Genomic DNA, 17,012 nt, shown 5'->3' with positions numbered 1-17,012 from the left:
CTGTAACCTTAAGTGCTAAAGCTCACTAAGCCGCGTTTATGGGCATCGTGTATGCGCCAGTAGAGTTTCTGTTTTGCCTGGCTGGTCAATATCATCGACAAGGCATTGGTCTGGAGCTTGATTTCTCCCCAACTTACCCCCTGCTGCCACGGCAGTTCGTCATTGGCTTTATGCACCAACTCTTCAATAAAAACCAATAAATTATCGGAGATTTTTTGCGGTAAATCGCTAAAGGGCAACCAGACCAGCTGGAAACCGGCATCATCATCGGGATTTTGCCGTTGATTGATCAGATCAAGATCATGCTTGGGCCGGGCTGCACAGATCATCCAAAGGTTTTGCTGATGGGAGATTGACTCCTCCGGGGTAAAGGTGCTCAAGAGTTGCTGTTGCCAGTGCTGAATGTTTTGACCGGTAAAATAACGGTTTTCAGCTTGTAGCATCAGCTCATTGAGTTTGGGAAAAGCGATTAACAATCCGCCGTTGGTGTTTTGTGCCTTCAGCTGTTCACTGGCGTTATATTTGATCAGTTGTGAGAAATAGCGCCAGGAAATGTCTTTGTGCTTATTGACCTCTTTAAAACGCTTTTTAATGTTGCGGTACTTGTATAGCAGACAGAGCAACACACTCAGGCATAAAGCTAAAAAGCTTGCCAGGGCATATTGCCAGTTTTGCAGTTTCAGCATGGCTTTATCGCTTTTTTGCTCTTTTGCTGTCAGCTCGGTAACTTTTTCCTTAAGTGATTTCACTTCAATCACAGAGTTGAGGGAGGTCAGGGCGTTTTTATTGGTTTCTTCGGTTTTATTTTGCTGCGCCGTCAGTAACATTTGCTGGTGCTCAAAGGCCTGTTCAAAGTCCTCTAAGCTGACCAGGATGGTGACCAGGTGTTTTCTGGCTTCATTGATCAGGGCCGGATAAGGAGTAAAACGACTGTCTTTGAGCATGGTTTCTATGCGGGCAATGGCCAGTTGTGGCTGGTTTTGTGCCAATTCTATTTGTGAAAAACTGATATGGCTAAGGCCAAGATAAAAATTGCTCTGGGCAGACTCGAGAATAACTTCAGCCGCCTTGAGGTACTTGATTGCGTTATCATAGTCGGTGGCGGCAAAATAAGCGGTGCCGATCAAATATTGGATATGGCCTATGCTATAGGGATCATTGGTTTTTTTGGCAATACTTAAGGCATTAAGCAGATGCAGTAGTGCCATATCGACATCTTTGCCCAGGTTGAGGTAAATACTGCCGAGTACCCGCAGGGACTTTACCTGCATTCTATATCGGGTGGTTTGATGGTAGAGTGCAACCGATTTTTTCGCATGTTTGAGGCTGTCGCTGTAAATCTCCTGCTCATTGAAGATCATGGCAAGGCGCAACTCGATAGAAGCAACCCGCTCAATATCGGTATTGTCATCGGTGAGTTCCAGGGCCGCCATATACTGCTTGTAGGCTTTTTGTAATTTATCCTGCTGGAAATATATCCGCCCGGAAATAATTAAAGCATGAATAAGTTCATTTTTATCTTCCAGGGTCGTTGCCAGTACTATTGCCTGATCGACATAGTTTTCTGCCTGTGGCAGGTTACTCTTCTGGTTATAGGCCTGGGCCAGGGCGGTAAGAATATTAAAATGCAACTCAATGCTCTTGGGATGTCGGCTGGAGGTGATGATGTCGCTGGCCCGCTGCAAGTCAAGCAGGGCAGTATCGGTATCGCGAAATAAAATGCCGTATATTTTCGCCCTCAGCAGCAGGCTTTTTGCCTGATGATAACCTTCAAGAGGAGATGACAAATTGATCGCGGCAGAAATGGTATCCAGCGCCTGGGCCTTATTATTGGCTTTGTAATAGGCATAAGCTAAATTATGCAGGGCAAGGTATTTTTCGGTCGGTGTCAGGCGTTTGTTAAGCAGCTGCTGTGCGATGTCATTGATACTTGTCTGTGGCTGCTCTTTAATCTCTTGATATTGATAGTCCTTGATAAAGTCCAGAATATCTTGCTCTGCATATCCAAAAGCGTGACAGGTAAGAAAAAGCAGGGTTATTTTTATCAGATTAATAAAGCTGTTATTCATGGGGCGCATTCAATTGCTTAAATTTATGGGTGGCAGGCGCCGCTCATCTCCGGCGCCTGATGGCCGGGGCAGGGCCCCGGTGTTTGTTAACCTTTATTGCGGGTTAAATAATGATAAAACCTCATTAATGGCGAGCAGGGATTTCTCGCCAGTGATTCGGTTTTTCACTTCGATTTGCTGGTTATCCAGGTTACGTTCACCGATAACTAACAATAACGGCGTGCCGATTAATTCATGATCGGCAAACATCACACCCGGACGCTCTTTGCGGTCATCGAATAATACCTCAATGCCTGCCTGCTGTAACTCCTGGTATAAGGCTTCTGCGGTTTCTTTTACCCGGGCGGACTTGGCCATATTCATAGGTACGATTGCCGCCTGGAAAGGGGCAATCGCTGCAGGCCACTTGATGCCGTATTTATCATGGTTTTGCTCGATTGCCGCCGCCACGATGCGTGAGACACCTATGCCGTAACAGCCCATGGTCAGGGTCTGGTGTTTGCCGGATTCCGTCAATACGCCGCAGTTCATGGCATCGGCATATTTTTTCCCTAACTGGAAGATATGACCGACCTCAATACCGCGCTTGATGATGATATTACCCTGGCCGCACGGACTCGGGTCGCCCTCGACCACGTTACGGATATCTTCAACACGGTAATCTTTGGCGTCACGATCCCAGTTTGCCCCGGTAAAATGGTAACCGTCTTCGTTGGCGCCACAGACAAAGTCGCTCAGATGTGCCGCGCTGCGATCAACAATGACTTGCAGTGGCAGGTTCACCGGTCCGATAGAACCGGTAGCACAGTTGATTGCCGCCTGGATTTGCTCTTCGCTGGCAAAAGTTAGCGGTGCGGCGACCTGTTCAAGTTTTTCCGCTTTGATTTCATTTAGCTGGTGATCGCCCCTAAGTACCAGGGCGACAACTGCCTGCTGACCGTTTTCATCTTCCGGTGCCAACACCATCAGGGTTTTTACCGTCGCTTGAGCGTCAACCTTTAAAAAAGCTGCCACTTCTTCGATGGATTTGACCCCGGGGGTGGCCACTTTGGTTAAGTCTTGCGTGGCTTCTCCTCTTGGTCCTGCCGGCGCAAGGGCTTCTGCTTTTTCGATATTGGCAGCAAAGTCGCTGCTGTCGCTAAAGGCGATATCGTCTTCACCTGACTCGGCCAATACATGGAATTCATGGGAAGCATCACCGCCGATAGAGCCGGTGTCGGCGATCACCGGACGGTAGTCCAGGCCTAAACGTTCGAAGATGCGGCAATAGGCATCAAACATTTTCTGATAGGTTTGCTCCAGGCATTCCTGCTCTAAATGGAAAGAGTAGGCATCTTTCATTAAAAATTCACGGCCACGCATGACCCCGAAACGCGGACGTATTTCATCGCGGAACTTGGTTTGCACCTGGAAGATATTCAGCGGCAGCTGTTTGTAGCTGCTGATTTCATTGCTGACCAGTTTAGTGATCACTTCTTCGTGGGTTGGTCCCAAGACAAAAGGGCGCTGGTGGCGGTCATTAATGCGCAGCAGTTCCGGGCCGTATTCGTCCCAGCGGCCGGACTCTTCCCATAAATCGGCAGGCTGTACCACTGGCATCAGGGCTTCAATGGCGCCGGCGCGCTCCATTTCTTCACGGACGATTTTTTCCACTTTTCTCAGTACTTTCAAGCCTGTCGGCAACCAGGTATATAAGCCCGAGGCCAGGTTGCGTACTAATCCGGCACGTAACATTAATTGATGACTGATCACCTCGGCATTAGCCGGGGTTTCTTTTAAAGTAGCGAGTAAATATTGACTGGTACGCATTGAGTAAAGTGTTCCGTAAAAAGCGTGGCTGTAAAAAATTGGCCCTATTCTATCAGGGCGCTTGCTTTGGCAAAAGCGCTAAATGTTGGCTTTTAGTGATAAAATCGGCAATTTTTGCCCATGATTATTTATCTTTGACAAAAACGTCCTGTTTTTTGTGGTCGCAGCCTGTTAAGTAGCACGGGCTGCGATGATAGCAACTTGATGGTTATAAAGAGTCTGGCGCTGGCTGTGTGCTGTTTTCATAAGCGTGCATTTCTTCTTTAAGCCAGTTGATAAAAACAGCCAGGCGTTGCTTTTTAGCGGAATTTTCGTCAAATACCAGGTATCTGGGTACTGTGATCGGGTGTTTGATGTCAAAAGGTATAACCAATTGTCCGGTATTGACATATTGGGTAAATAGAGATTTGCTGGATAAGGTAATACCATGGCCGCTGAGCACAGCACTTAGCGCTAAGTCGGTGGAAGTCACTTCTGTCCACAGCTTATGTTGCTGGTAGTTTTTAATGCCGGCTTCCTCGAACCAGGCCGGCCAGTTGCTGAGTTTGGCATAACGTAAGTTGACCAGCCAGCATTTTAAGATATCCTGAGGTTTTTTCAGCGCCATTTCAGCGGCCAGGGCTGGAGTACAGACAGGGTAGACTTCTTCTTGTCCGAAGGCTTCACAATACAGGCCGGGTTTGGTCTGTTGCCTTGCCCCGCTGCCAAAACGTATCGCCAGGTCGATATGGCTGTGCTGCAGGTCTTCAATATGATTGGAGCCGGCGATTTTAATGCTTATTTCCGGGTGTTTAATGGAAAACCGGTACAACCTGGGCATAAGCCAAAGGGAAGCAAAAGACTGGGTTGAGGTTATGGTTAAACTGCCGGCGACTTCTTCACCTTGTATATTGTTCAATGCCTGGGTCAGCAGCCTGAAAGCTTGATTGGTGGCCTGATACAAGGTTTCGCCGCTTGGGGTTAATTGCATTTCCCTTTTTTGGCGCATAAATAATTTCACGCCGAGGGATTGTTCCAGCTGGCGCATTTGCTGACTGACGGCAGCCTGGGAAATGAATAGCTCTTCTGCGGCCTTACTGTAGCTGTTATGGCGTGCGGCACTCTCAAAACCACGTAAGACACTTAAATGCTTTAATCTTTTATCCATAAGTTGTACTTATATTATCTGTTTAGATCTATTGTTGGTTTGTCAAAGAAACCTTTCGTAAACTGGCTATGTTTTCGCAATGAGGATACCCGGATGAAAGTAAATAAATCAAGTGATAACTGTTTGTGCTCTGTTGAGCTTGGCAAGGTTTGCCCTGATAATGCCAGTCATAAAAGTCATGATTACCAGCGCTGGCTTGCTAAAGTTGCTAATAAGTTAGGCTTATGCTGTGTTGGCTTGCATAAATAGCCGGTGAGCAAAAAAGATTGCCCGGGCAAGGTGAATAAGCGTATCGGGCAGAAAAATCGCCACTTGGAGTGATGAGATGTTTGGAGAAGGTTCGTTGAAAAAATTGAATATGCTAAATAAAAAAATAAAACTGTTTTCCACCGGCGCCTGGTTGCTCGGCTGTGCTTTAAGTTTAACGCCTTCTGTACAGGCAAATACGATCAGTGCTTTAGCCGATAAAACTGCCCGCTACGCGGTAGAGAACTATTACGATGATATGGTGAACAGTCTGGGAGAGCTGGTTAAGTTTAATACCGTTGCCCGTGAAGGGATCTCGGTGTTTGATAACCCGGTCCATAAGGCTTTTAAAGCAGAGCTGGCGCGGCAGGCAAAACTGCTGGGGCTGGATTATACCGATCATGGCGCTGTGGTCGTGATTGGTTTAGGCAAAGGGCATGAACGCTTTGGTATCGTGACTCATGGCGATGTGCAACCGGCGGATCCGATAAAATGGGCTAAGTCGCCGTTTGAGCTGGATATGACCTCTGAGCCGGGGAATATCATAGGCCGGGGAACGGAAGATGATAAAGGGCCTATTTCATCGGCCCTGTACGCCATGAAAGCTATCAAGGATGCCGGCATTTCCCTGAATAAGCGTATTGAGTTATATGTTTATATGGCAGAGGAGTCTGACTGGGCGCCGCTGGAAGACTTCATCAAGGGTCATGAATTGCCCGGCGTGAATATCACCCTGGACTCTGAATATCCGATTGTGACGGCAGAGAAAGGTTACGGCAGCATTGAAATGACCTTCCCCGATAAAAAAGTTACCTGTAACTTGCCTTATTTAAGCCACTTCAGCGGTGGTTTTTTTGGCAGCCAGATCCCCGAGGATGCCGCTGTTGTGATAGAAAATGCCAGTGCGGGGCTCGTCAACCGGTTAAAAGCAAAAGCACTCGATTATAAAACCCTGGAGTTTGCTTTCTCCTCAAAGGGCCGGCAATTAACCATTAAGGCCTCGGGGACCTCGGCTCATTCCTCAAAACCGGAATTCGGTGTAAATGCCATTACCCATTTGTCTGCATTATTAGCGGATATTCGCTGGCCCAATAATGCCAGCGGCGCTTTGGTGAATTTTGTAAATGACTATCTGGGCACTGGCTTATACGGGAAAAAGTTTGGCGATATTGCCTATCGGGACGATTTTATGGGACCGATGACAGTGCAGCCTACGGTACTTAAACAAGCAGGTGACGGCATAGCGTTAAATATTAACCTGCGCCGGCCGCAGGGTAAATCAACCGGACAACTTGAGCAGGAGATCCGGGCTGCACTGGATAACTGGCAGCAGGCAAATAAAGTGGCGCTGTTAAATATAAGTACCAGTATAAGCGAGCCTTTTGTGCAAAAAGATGCGCCTCATGCCAAGACCCTGCTGTCGATATTCTCCCATTATACCGGGATGAAAAATCCGCAGCCTATTGCTATCGGAGGTTCTACCAACTCTAAACTTTTTCCCAATGCCGTCAGTTTCGGCCCGTCAATGCCGGGAAAAGTTTATAGCGGACACTCTGAGCATGAGTTTATCAGCGAAGCGCAGTTTAAACTCAACCTGAAAATGTATACCGCGGTGATGATTGAACTAGCGAAATAATGACTTGTTTCGCGTTAAGGTGTGAAGAAGCCGGTAACCCCGAAAGGGATTACCGGCTTTTTCTTGTGAATCTTTTATTTGGGCTTTTAAAATATCTTGCCGGCAAAGACCACGGTACCGACGATAGAGCAGTCGCTGGTGATGGGAATAATTTGCTCCGGCCAGTTGGGATTGGCCGGTTTGAGATATTTTTTCCCTTGCTCGATAATCAGCTGCTTAAAAGTGGCTTCATTTTGATCTTCTAACCTGGCGACGATATAGGAGCCGTGGTGGGACTCTGCCAGGGGGTCGACGAAGATCAGATCCCCTTCGCGAAAGACAGGCTCCATGCTGATCCCCTGAACGCTGAGCACAAAAGTTTGGCTGCTGCATTTAACCGGGCAGGGAAAACTTTCCGCCTCCAGTACATCTATTTCATAAATAGCCGACCAGGCACCGGCCTGTACCCAACTGATCAGGGGGTAATGGCCTTTAATTTCCGGCCCGGGCTCAACATTGGGGGCCAAATCGACATCCTTAATACCTTTGCCGAGCAATAACCAGTCAACCTTGCAGGCCAGGGCATCTGCCAGCTTTAGCAGGTTTTCTCCTCTGGGTTTGGCGATATCGTTTAACCATTGGCTCACCGTGCCTTTGGAAACCCCGGTTAATTTCACCAGATCCACGGCGCGTAACTTTTTCTCATCCATTCTTGCTTTTATACGTGATGCTATGCTCATAGTTCTCAACTCTAAACTTTGTTTTGTTTTCTAAACTTTTGTGCTGGACAATGTAAGTTTATCTCGCTAAACTTTCTGCCATTCTAAACTAAACAAAAAAAATTATAAACAGCAGTTTGTCTATTGAAGCCAATAATTCGGCAATAAAATACGTAATTATTGGTTTAGCAGACTTGAATGGTGGTTTAGATTTGTTGACTGTTAGCGAATTCCCCTTTGCTAGGGTGAAGAGAAGTTAATTTATCTGCCTAAACAAACGCTGTTGCCATTTAAAACCGTAGTAACATAAGGAAATACCATGACAGCAAATAATCCCCAAAGTAATAACAGCAAAAAAAGCAGCCGTGTATGTGAACAGGAGCTGATTGATGTGATCGGTGTTAATGCTACATTAGCGCTTGAGCGGGTTTTTAGTGCCAGTTATCTTTATATACCGGCCAGAGCGCCGAGTAAGGCGATAATAAATGCCGTTGGTTTAACTGCCGCCATGAAACTGGTGGAGCATTTTGGTTGCGGCGATATCTGGGTGCCGAAATCCCTGTTGACCAAATACCGAAATATCAGTATCTGTGAAGAGAATGACCAGGGGAAAACTTTGCCGGAGCTGGCACAAAAATTTAAAACCGGGATCCCTAATATCAGACGTATTTTAAAGCAAAGGGGCATACAGGCATAATTGCTACCGAGGGGCTTACCCCGGGTTTCACTTTGCCGGCTGTACCATATCTATCAAACCGGGAGCTTGCAGCTGATAATTTCATTTAAACAGGGATGTTTAAACCTGCTTTGACATTGTCCATTACCACATTTGAATGGAATTTTAGTATGTTTTTATCGCATAAAAACAGGGGCTTGGTTAACTGCTCGTAGGCTGCCATGTTGGGGGCGGTGATCACGACAATAAAATCAATATTGCCGGCAAGATAATAACACTGCTGAATATTTTGATGCGCCAACATGCGTTGCTTGAAGTTTTCGATACTCTCCATACCTCCTTGTTTCATCATCACTTCGACTATAACCGTGACATAGTTAGCAAATGTTACCGGATTTAATACCGCAACTTCTTTACGGATCACGTCACTTTGGCGCAATTTCTTTAATCTGCGCTGGCAGGCAGTAGCCGATAAGCCTATTTTTTCTCCCAGCTCCAGGCTGGAGAGGCGATTGTTTTGCTGTAAAGATTCGAGAATTTTTTTATCAAAATTATCCATGGTGAATAAATTATGCGATTTAAGTCAAAAATTGCAGTTTAACATACTTTTAAACGCTGGTTTTGCGGCGCATGGCTAATTCTGTGTCGGTAAGATAATAAGCAGAAATATAAACCTGGCGGCATTCGCTAAGGTAATTAAAAGGAACAAAAATGAGCAGAATACTCTATAGTGGCAATCGCAATGCATCTAGCTGGGCGTTTCGCGCCTGGCTTGCCCTTCGAGAACAAAATATCGACTTTGAAGAAGTGATGATAGATATCAGGCGGCCCCAGCGCTGGCAAAACCTGGCCGAGATCGGCTCCTTTTCCCCGCCGGCAGCGGTGCCGGTATTGGTGGATGATGAAACCGTGATTTTCGATTCTTCCGCTATTATGGAGTATGCCAATGAGCTTGGGGACGGCTCTTTATTGCCGCAGGATATTAAACTCAGGGCCCGGGCGCGTGCGCTGGTGGCCTGGCAACATTCCACTTTAGGCAAGCTATGTCCCTGTTTGTCATTTGAAAGTGCCTTTTATAAAGAAAAAAAGCAACTGAGCGCCGATGAAATTAGCAGCGCCGAATGGATTTATGGTATCTGGCAACAGCACCTGGAATCCACAGGGGGAGCATATTTGCTGGGAGAGTATTCGTTAGCGGATATTGCTTTAGTGCCTTCGGTATTGAGGTTAACCGCTCATCATAGGGTGGGGGAAGATTATCCATTAGTTGCCCAGTGGGTAGAGCGTCTCCTTAAGCGGCCCTATGTACAAGAATGGTTAACACAAGCTTATGCGTTAGAGCCTATTTATTGTGAAGGTTATTTCAGCAGTTAATACCCGCTATCCCCCTTTTCAGGGATGAGTTGAGTCCGGGTATCTGCTGATATTGGCAAGTGCTTAAGGCTGGTGTCCCTGAAAAATTAGGGGGTAAACAGCGTGACTTGGTTGCGGCCGTTATTTTTGGATAAATACATGGCCTGGTCGGCGTCGGCGATAATTTTATCGAGATCAAAACCGGAAAGCTGGGCCGTTGTGATACCAAAACTTGCGGTAACATTAAAGTTAGCACCGGATTCTGTGCAATCTATTGCAGCAATTTCCCGGCGGCAAAGTTCGGCAAACTCTTTTGCGGTTGGCAGATCACAGCCGGGTAACAAGATACAAAATTCTTCCCCGCCAAGACGGACAAAAATATCATTTTTCCGTCCGATATTACGACAGACATCGGCGGTTTTTTTCAGTACCCAATCGCCGCAGGTATGGCCGTAGCTGTCGTTAATGTTTTTAAATTTATCCAAATCAAACAAGATACAACTTAACGGCAGGTTACTGTTTTGGCAATATTCCAGCGAGCTTAATGCCAGCTGGGTAAAGTGGCCGCGGTTATAAATACCGGTCAGGGCATCATATTCTGCCATTTGCCTTAAGCGTTTTTGCGTTAACCGGCTTTTATAGGCCCAAAATATCAACAGGGTGGATAAGGCGATCAGCAGTGAAATAAAAAGTTTATTGTTTTCTGCTTCTGCTTGTGCAAGGTCTTGCTCCACCCGTAAGAGTTTGTTTTGTTCATCCAATAATTGAATGCGGGTTTCCTGTTCAATAGCCTGATGCTCTGCTAACTGATAGGCGAGATGCTTGGTTTTGATATTATCCAAATAGGTTTTGTTAGCCTTGGTGTATTTAACATGATATTCAAGTGCTAATTTAAAGTCTTTTCGCTGCTCTGCAATTTGATACAGTATTTCATATGCTTGGACTACAGGTTGTGATGCCCCTAAAAGCTCTGCCCGGGCAATGGTTTTAAGTGCATATTTTTCACTTTCTATATAGTTTTGTTTTAGGCTGTATGCTTTTGCTATAGATGAGTAAAAAATAATGATTAAGCGAGGGTAATGACTGTTTTCAGCAACCTTAAGGTTAGGCAATAAAATATTTAAAGCTTTATCTGCTTGTTGGTTGCTGATATGCAAACGAATGAGAAATGAGCGGATGAAGCTACTCATTAAGCTTTCACCAACTTTGTCGCAAATTTCAATGCCTTGTTTAATTTCACTGCTGTTTTCTGTTAAGAGTTCGAGATTAATTTTAGCTTCTATAATCACGCCCTTGCTCAGACACAGGTTGCGGTCATTTATAGGTAAAAGGCTTAGTTTCTCTGCATATTTATACCCCAGATCATATTGTCCCAGCTGGTTATAAAAGTTAGCCGCAACCATTAGACCTGTTTGCATTATTTCTTTGTTTTCTATAGAAGGCAGAAGTTCCAATGCCTTTGATAAGTAGGTTAAACCTTCATTCCACTTTTGGGTATTTGCCAGAGTGTTAATTATGGTAATGCTGGCTCGAAATTTTAGTGATTTACTGGCCTTGGACTCGGTCAGCTCTTTAAACAGTTTTAGCCCTTCGCCAGGGTTGCCCTGAAAAGTCAGTTGATAGGCTAATAAATATTTTAGATAAAATTGTTGCTCTAAGGTCAGTTGCTCTTTTTGCTTTTGCAGCTCAAGTAGTAAGGTATTTGATAATTCCGGGTCACTGCTTCTTATTTGATCCGCGTATTTCAATTTTTCTGCTAAGGTTTTTGATAGATGAGCACTATTTTCAGCTTTCACCGTTATAATAGTGCTCAAAAGCAATAATAAACCGAAAGACATACATTTCATGTTAGTTATCGCTTTCATTAAATTGCAGTTATCTCTTAGCCGTTAATAACAGAACGAATTTCTTCTTTCTGCTCTTCATCATCTTCTTGCTGCGGCTGGTCATCTTCAGCTGGGAATAAAAATGCGACAATGTCAGGGCAAATATCGAGCTGGCGTTCCAGTGTCAATTTATCTTTATTCAATAAGGACTCTTTTAATGAATGCTCTAATTCGGCTGTTTGAATTGCCTGCTCTAATTTGTCCTTATCTTGTAAATTAGCTTCCTGTCCCATTTTTTCTAAAAGTTGAATAATGTTAGACATGTTAATTCCTCGAGTTGTCTAGGGTTAAATAATGCTATTGAAAAGGTATTAGTTGCTTTACTCTGTTATCGTCGAGTCCAGTTCAGCTAAACGCTTTAAAATAGCATCGTTAGATTGCATCTTTTTTGCAGGTGGTATTACCATAGTTGTGTGCTGTGATAGTTCGGCATTGAGAAAGTCTGCCAGAGAAATTTTTTCAATACGGGTATTTTCAATAGGTAGTACCGCTGCTTCATATAAAATTACCTGATGCTCCATAGGGTAATCTTTAGCAAGCAGATCGATCAAAACTTGGCGGTAAGCTTTAGTCGTGGAGAACTTTCCTAATGATTGGTCGCCTGCAATGCCTACTTGCCAGAGGATTAGATAAGCACAGGTATCAATTGTTCGCTGGTAAAACATCAATTGGCTGGCTTCATATTGGGCGCAGCCATATTTACCGGGGTCAATACCCAGATCGGCAAAAAGGCAGTCTTCGGCGGATATGCCCGGGATCATTTTAGCTTCAAAGCCTTCGGCTTTGGCTAATTCGATTGACTTATGGGGAGCATGAGCAAAGACACCGGGGTGGCCGTAAAAAGCACCAACGACTTTTTTTCCTGCACGGACTTCACTTAACATGGCGTCGACCATTTCCTTATAGGTAATGGTTCTTGGTTTTCCTTCACTGTAATATTGCTGCAAACTACGTACATCGTTATGCATTTCTTTGATCCATAATTCGACAATACCGTTAGAAACACCCGAAAAAACCACATCAGCTTCCTGAATGTAACTTTTAGCAATTGGACAAATATGGGCCCCTAAGGTCATGCCAATGCCAACACATACTAAATTACCTGACATTTACCATAATACCTTTTTTAATTTTTATATCTCGTGGGCGGAACAAGTTGATTGAAACTACGATAACAGCTATTAAATTGTTTGAAAACTCTAACAAACGAAGATCTCTTAAAAAAATAAAGCGATCTCACTTTATGATTAATAAATCTACCACAGGTGTTAGTTGGTAATTTAAAAACATCTTGGTGAATACTTTGTTTCTATTGAAATCATGGTGTTATGTTATTCATTCTGCGATGAAAAATGAAGGCTTATTTCTATAGTAAACTGACGGGCAGAACTTTTTCTATCACTTCAGATATTAAATACATAAGTATCTATATCTTTGGTATGTGCTAATTGTTCAGACCGAAAGCCGATTAGTTTTAAAAATTTGATGCTATTAATATTATCTTTTTGAACTTGTGAAGTGAATTTTTTAAAACCAAAAGTGTTGTGACATACGTTAATGAGTTCTTTAAATACTTCAGGTGCATAGCCCCTTCCTTGAGAATTCTCTACTATCAGCAGTCCTAAAATGGCGTGTTCTTTTTCTTGTGACTGAAAGCCGACAATACCGATGGCCTGATTCGTTTCTTTAGAGGTAATAGCCCAACTAAATTGATGATTCGTGTTACTCGTTTGCTTATTAAGGGTTGTGTGAAAAGCCTTCATCGCTTGTTCTTGGCTTAAAGGCTGACAAATATGGCGCATGACTTTGGCGTCGGTATATAAATGACAATATAAGGCTTGATCTTGTTTTTCCAGCGCACGGATGAATAATCTTTCGGTAGTGAAACTATGCATGTTGTCTTTTAATATTAACAGCGGCCTGTCTTTTGAGGACAAATCGTGATGAGGCTTTTATTTTTTATACCTGAAGGTTTTATTAAAAGCAATTTATCAAGGACAACTTTCCATAAAGCTATGCTGCCACCCCTTTTTATCAAGATAGCAGGATTTTGTTGGCAAAGGGTTACTGCTACTTCTAGCTTCTTTTTCATCAGAAATGATGAAGCCTAATTTGTGATAGATGTGTTCGTTCACGAGGTTAGTTGTCGCAAACTGAGTATAAATTCTGTTTAGGGCCAAACGTGAAAAGCCGTATTCACTCAGGGCTCCTTGAGCTTCCAGTCCATAACCCTTTCCCTGGCTGTCACAATAAAGCATGATACCGATGCTAGCAGCATCACTTTGCGTTAAATCCCAGGTAAAAGCCACCATACCTATGGTTTTTTGGCTTTGGCGTTCGACAACCGTCCAACTGAAACGCTGATCGCCATAGCTGCTGGTGTTGTTAAGGGTAAAACTAAAAAGCTGTTGTGTTTGTTTGTGGCTTAAAGGCGGGCCGATATGCCGCATGACCTGTTTATTGGTATAAAGAGAAAAGTACAGGGCTTTATCCTGCTTTGCCAGCGGGCGGAAAAATAGATGCTTGCTGCCAAAACAAGCCTGCTGATTATCGGTGACTAAAATTTCTCCGGCCATGTATCTCTTCCCTGATATTTTGAGGATGGCTTAATTTTAGTCTCTTTGGCTTGAATTTTTGCTGATGAATTCACTTTTTGTTTAATTTCCTTTCTGCTATCGATTAGCAGGAGGTTGCAAACTTGATCACCCCGGTACAGTTAACCGTCCGGTCGAAAATCAAATAATAATTATTGATCAAAGGCAGGCCGAGAATGCTTTGATTCGGCCAGTTTGGCAGTTGGGTCAGTATTTTAAAGCAGGCTTTATCGGCTTTTGGACTGTTGGTTTGCCAGTAGGTTTCGGGTTTGCACACCAAACTGACGGTCTTATTATCTGAGCCGGTGAAATTAAAGGTGAGATCCGGCCATTTATTCATGTCTAGCAGCGAGCTGTCGATACCGGTTTCCTGGGCTGATATTTCCGCAAAGGGAGTAAGTAAGGCGGTAAAATCTGCGGATATGGCGGCAAAGTCCCTGAGCATTTGCTGGTACATCCCGCTGGTGAGTACTACCAAGGATGCGCCGGTATCTATGATGGCATTGGTAAAATAGCTTTTTTGGTGTTTATCGGCCAGCTCAGGTGCTGGAATAACAGGTTGATCGCCTACCTGCAGCGAGCTCAGGCTGACATTGTAATAAATATCATGTTCAACCTTTAAGGTTTTAAATTCCCCCCGGTAAAGCTGGGTCTGTTCTTCGCCGCCGCCAAGAATAAGTGCTCCCTGGTTTAGAGGATGCTGTGCCAGTTCGGCTGTAGTGGCGTTATCATCGGCGACATAAATACTGGAGCGTTTACTGTAAAAAGCAAACTTGTTGGCGATTAAGTCATGCTCTTCCAGAGAAGTGAAATAGGGGATGATATTTTTCTTCGGCGATTGCCACAAAAACCGGTTAAATTGTCTTAAATCGTCGCTGTTTATCTCGTCCGGCTGCTGGTTTAGGCTGCTGGCCTTGGCCGCGGCTATGTTGATGTTATGGTGATTGGCTTGTTGGTGTGCTTTCTCGTCATGGCTAAAGGGCCAAGGGTAGGTGACCGCCGGGGTGATATTATTTTGCTGCAAATAAGCTTTAAGATCATAACTTTTATTGAGATGGCGATAGGCCAGGCCAAACATGCCGTCGGCTTGGCCAAAGGTTTTATTTTGCAGGTCACAGGAAACCAGGGCCAGGGGCGTCTGTTTTAAGGTCAACTGGTCTTGCTGGTTACCTATGGAAACTGAGGTGGTCACCACCGGGCCGTCCCAGCCGCCAATGCCGTAGTTAACTTCCTGGGCAAAAGAGGTTGGCTGTAGCTCCTGATCTGTTTGTGGCTGATAGACTTTCTGTTCAACCACTAAGGTGCTGCTGCCGGTATCTAAAATCAGGTTGACCGGGGTTTGCTCACTGCCGATCAGCAGTTGTGCGCAGTAATCGCCTTTGGCATAAACATTACAGATGGGAATATGGATGCTTTTTTCGAGGTTATCTTTTGTCATACCCTTAAGCTCTGGTGTTGTTGTCTGTGACTGCTTGGTGAGTTGATCGTCGATGGCTGTTTTGTGCATGCTAAATTTGAATGTTGCCAATTAGAGTAAAAACTAAGCGTCGATATTACCCGGCCTTGTCAAACCAGGCCAGTACTTTCTCTTTGCCTGCCATGGGAGCGGGGAGCTTACTTGATTTTCAGTGCTGACCGGCGATGGCTAACTGCCGGTCAGCACTTTTTTATTTTTGGTGAGGCCGTTTATATCTCAGCTGCTTTTTTTATCCGGTGAATTAATACCAGGGTGGTCAAGCTGCAAAAGAAAAATCCCAGTACCAGGGGAACAACGCTGGCACCATAGAGCTGGCCTATGATGCCGCCAATGAGTACAGAAATGAAGGTTTGTACCGAGCTGATCACTGAGGTGGCAATCCCGGCTATATGCCCTAAAGGTTGTAATGCCAGGGTATTTAAGTTGCCAAATAAAATGCCTATGCTAAAAAAGGTGACGGCTAAATAGACCATTAATGCCGCCAGTGTCGGCTGCTCTCCCAGGTACTCGATATAAAAATAAAACCCCAAGGCGCTAATGGTAAGGACAATTAAAGCCCCGTGGCACAGTTTAGCCATGTTAAAACGCATCACCAGCTTTGAATTGGTGAATGAAGATAAACCTATTGCCAGCGCCAGGGCGCCAAAGTAGAGAGAAAATAAATCACCCAGCTGATATTGGTGCTGCAGTATTTGTTGGGCGGTACTTAAATAACCGACAAAAGCACCGAAGATTATCCCGGAAGCGAACATATAACGGCGTGATACCGGGTGTTTCAAGGTTTCAGCGGCCCCGGACTTTAAAGAAGTTAATGAAAGCGGGATGCGCTTTTGGGGCACCAGGGTTTCTTGCTGACGAAAATGCAGCCAGATAAGACTGATAATACCAAACAGCAAAATCAGCACAAAGATAGCCCGCCACTGACTAAATAATAAGATCCCTTGGCCAACAGAGGGGGCAAGGGCGGGTACCATAATAAAAAACATCATAATAAGCGACATGACCTTGCCCATTTGCGGACCTTCAAATTGATCCCGTATCATCGCCAGGGAAACAACGCGGCAGGAGGCAACGCCAAAGCCTTGCAGCACCCGGCCTACCAGCATAACAAAGAAACTACTTGAGAATATCGACAACAGGTTGCCCAGGATAAAAATAGCGATCCCCAGATAAATAATTTTTTTACGGCCGTAGGCATCCGATAAAGGTCCGTAAAAGATCAGTCCTACAGCCATGCCGAGAAAAACGCTGGTAATAATCAGTTGGTTGTCATTGCTGTTTGCCACCTGCAAACTTTCGCCTATCTGGCTCAGCGCAGGTAACATGGCGTCTATGGTCAGGGCTACCAGCGACATGAGTATGGCCATCAGGGCGATAAACTCTTTTTTTACCGTGTGTTTTTCTTGCTTCATTACTACCTC

The 17,012-nt window shown here is 44.7% G+C and carries 16 protein-coding genes; 4 read left to right on the top strand and 12 right to left on the bottom strand.

Features of this window, described 5'->3' with window-relative positions; all coding sequences use genetic code 11:
* Nucleotides 1-8: 8 nt before the first annotated feature.
* The 3 genes from QL234_RS15630 to QL234_RS15620 form a co-directional block, all read right to left on the bottom strand.
* Nucleotides 9-2,069, bottom strand: a complete 2,061-nt coding sequence (locus tag QL234_RS15630) for a hypothetical protein (protein ID WP_281558751.1) — start codon at nt 2,067-2,069, stop codon at nt 9-11.
* Between the two features lie 93 nt (nt 2,070-2,162).
* On the bottom strand, nt 2,163-3,878 hold the full coding sequence (locus tag QL234_RS15625) for a proline--tRNA ligase (RefSeq protein WP_281558750.1): 1,716 nt from the start codon (nt 3,876-3,878) through the stop codon (nt 2,163-2,165).
* Nucleotides 3,879-4,086: 208 nt separating this feature from the next.
* Nucleotides 4,087-5,025: a LysR substrate-binding domain-containing protein gene (locus QL234_RS15620; protein WP_281558749.1), complete on the bottom strand. Its 939-nt coding sequence runs from the start codon at nt 5,023-5,025 to the stop codon at nt 4,087-4,089.
* 93 nt (nt 5,026-5,118) lie between these two features.
* Here QL234_RS15620 and QL234_RS15615 point away from each other — a divergent pair, with 93 nt between their 5' ends.
* Together QL234_RS15615 and QL234_RS15610 are read left to right on the top strand one after the other, a co-directional pair.
* Nucleotides 5,119-5,274: a hypothetical protein gene (locus QL234_RS15615; RefSeq protein ID WP_281558748.1), complete on the top strand. Its 156-nt coding sequence runs from the start codon at nt 5,119-5,121 to the stop codon at nt 5,272-5,274.
* Nucleotides 5,275-5,368: 94 nt separating this feature from the next.
* Nucleotides 5,369-6,907, top strand: coding sequence for a dipeptidase (locus tag QL234_RS15610; protein ID WP_348650719.1), 1,539 nt, complete (start codon nt 5,369-5,371; stop codon nt 6,905-6,907).
* A gap of 86 nt (nt 6,908-6,993) precedes the next feature.
* Here QL234_RS15610 and QL234_RS15605 read toward each other — a convergent pair whose 3' ends face one another.
* Complete coding sequence (locus QL234_RS15605) at nt 6,994-7,626, bottom strand: S24 family peptidase (protein ID WP_281558747.1); 633 nt, start codon at nt 7,624-7,626, stop codon at nt 6,994-6,996.
* A gap of 298 nt (nt 7,627-7,924) precedes the next feature.
* Here QL234_RS15605 and QL234_RS15600 point away from each other — a divergent pair, with 298 nt between their 5' ends.
* Complete coding sequence (locus QL234_RS15600; RefSeq protein ID WP_281558746.1) at nt 7,925-8,302, top strand: Mor transcription activator family protein; 378 nt, start codon at nt 7,925-7,927, stop codon at nt 8,300-8,302.
* 85 nt (nt 8,303-8,387) lie between these two features.
* Here the strand turns inward: QL234_RS15600 and QL234_RS15595 are convergent, their stop codons facing one another.
* Nucleotides 8,388-8,840 (bottom strand): Lrp/AsnC family transcriptional regulator, encoded by a 453-nt coding sequence (locus QL234_RS15595; protein WP_281558745.1) that lies wholly within the window; start codon nt 8,838-8,840, stop codon nt 8,388-8,390.
* 152 nt (nt 8,841-8,992) lie between these two features.
* Between QL234_RS15595 and QL234_RS15590 the strand changes: the two genes are divergently transcribed.
* Nucleotides 8,993-9,655: a glutathione S-transferase family protein gene (locus QL234_RS15590; protein ID WP_281558744.1), complete on the top strand. Its 663-nt coding sequence runs from the start codon at nt 8,993-8,995 to the stop codon at nt 9,653-9,655.
* An 86-nt stretch (nt 9,656-9,741) separates the two neighbouring features.
* Here the strand turns inward: QL234_RS15590 and QL234_RS15585 are convergent, their stop codons facing one another.
* The 7 genes from QL234_RS15585 to QL234_RS15555 all read right to left on the bottom strand — a co-directional run bounded on the left by QL234_RS15585 (nt 9,742) and on the right by QL234_RS15555 (nt 17,003).
* Nucleotides 9,742-11,382 (bottom strand): GGDEF domain-containing protein, encoded by a 1,641-nt coding sequence (locus QL234_RS15585; protein ID WP_281558743.1) that lies wholly within the window; start codon nt 11,380-11,382, stop codon nt 9,742-9,744.
* Nucleotides 11,383-11,516: 134 nt separating this feature from the next.
* A complete protein-coding gene (locus QL234_RS15580; protein WP_281558742.1) occupies nt 11,517-11,783 on the bottom strand; it encodes a hypothetical protein in 267 nt (88 codons plus the stop codon).
* Nucleotides 11,784-11,840: 57 nt separating this feature from the next.
* Nucleotides 11,841-12,629 carry an SAM-dependent methyltransferase gene (locus QL234_RS15575; protein ID WP_281558741.1) on the bottom strand — a complete coding sequence of 263 codons (789 nt, stop codon included), beginning with the start codon at nt 12,627-12,629 and terminating at the stop codon, nt 11,841-11,843.
* A gap of 294 nt (nt 12,630-12,923) precedes the next feature.
* Nucleotides 12,924-13,415: a GNAT family N-acetyltransferase gene (locus QL234_RS15570; protein ID WP_281558740.1), complete on the bottom strand. Its 492-nt coding sequence runs from the start codon at nt 13,413-13,415 to the stop codon at nt 12,924-12,926.
* Between the two features lie 96 nt (nt 13,416-13,511).
* Entirely contained in the window at nt 13,512-14,096 is a 585-nt protein-coding gene (locus QL234_RS15565; protein WP_281558739.1) for a GNAT family N-acetyltransferase, read from the bottom strand.
* Between the two features lie 103 nt (nt 14,097-14,199).
* A complete protein-coding gene (locus tag QL234_RS15560) occupies nt 14,200-15,621 on the bottom strand; it encodes a pepsin-like aspartic protease (protein WP_281558738.1) in 1,422 nt (473 codons plus the stop codon).
* Nucleotides 15,622-15,800: 179 nt separating this feature from the next.
* Nucleotides 15,801-17,003, bottom strand: coding sequence for a multidrug effflux MFS transporter (locus tag QL234_RS15555; RefSeq protein WP_281558737.1), 1,203 nt, complete (start codon nt 17,001-17,003; stop codon nt 15,801-15,803).
* Between the last annotated feature and the right edge of the window lie 9 nt (nt 17,004-17,012).

The organism is Thalassomonas sp. RHCl1 (assembly GCF_947387555.1).
Lineage (GTDB): Bacteria > Pseudomonadota > Gammaproteobacteria > Enterobacterales > Alteromonadaceae > Thalassomonas.
This window is presented reverse-complemented; position numbering and strand designations above follow the sequence as displayed.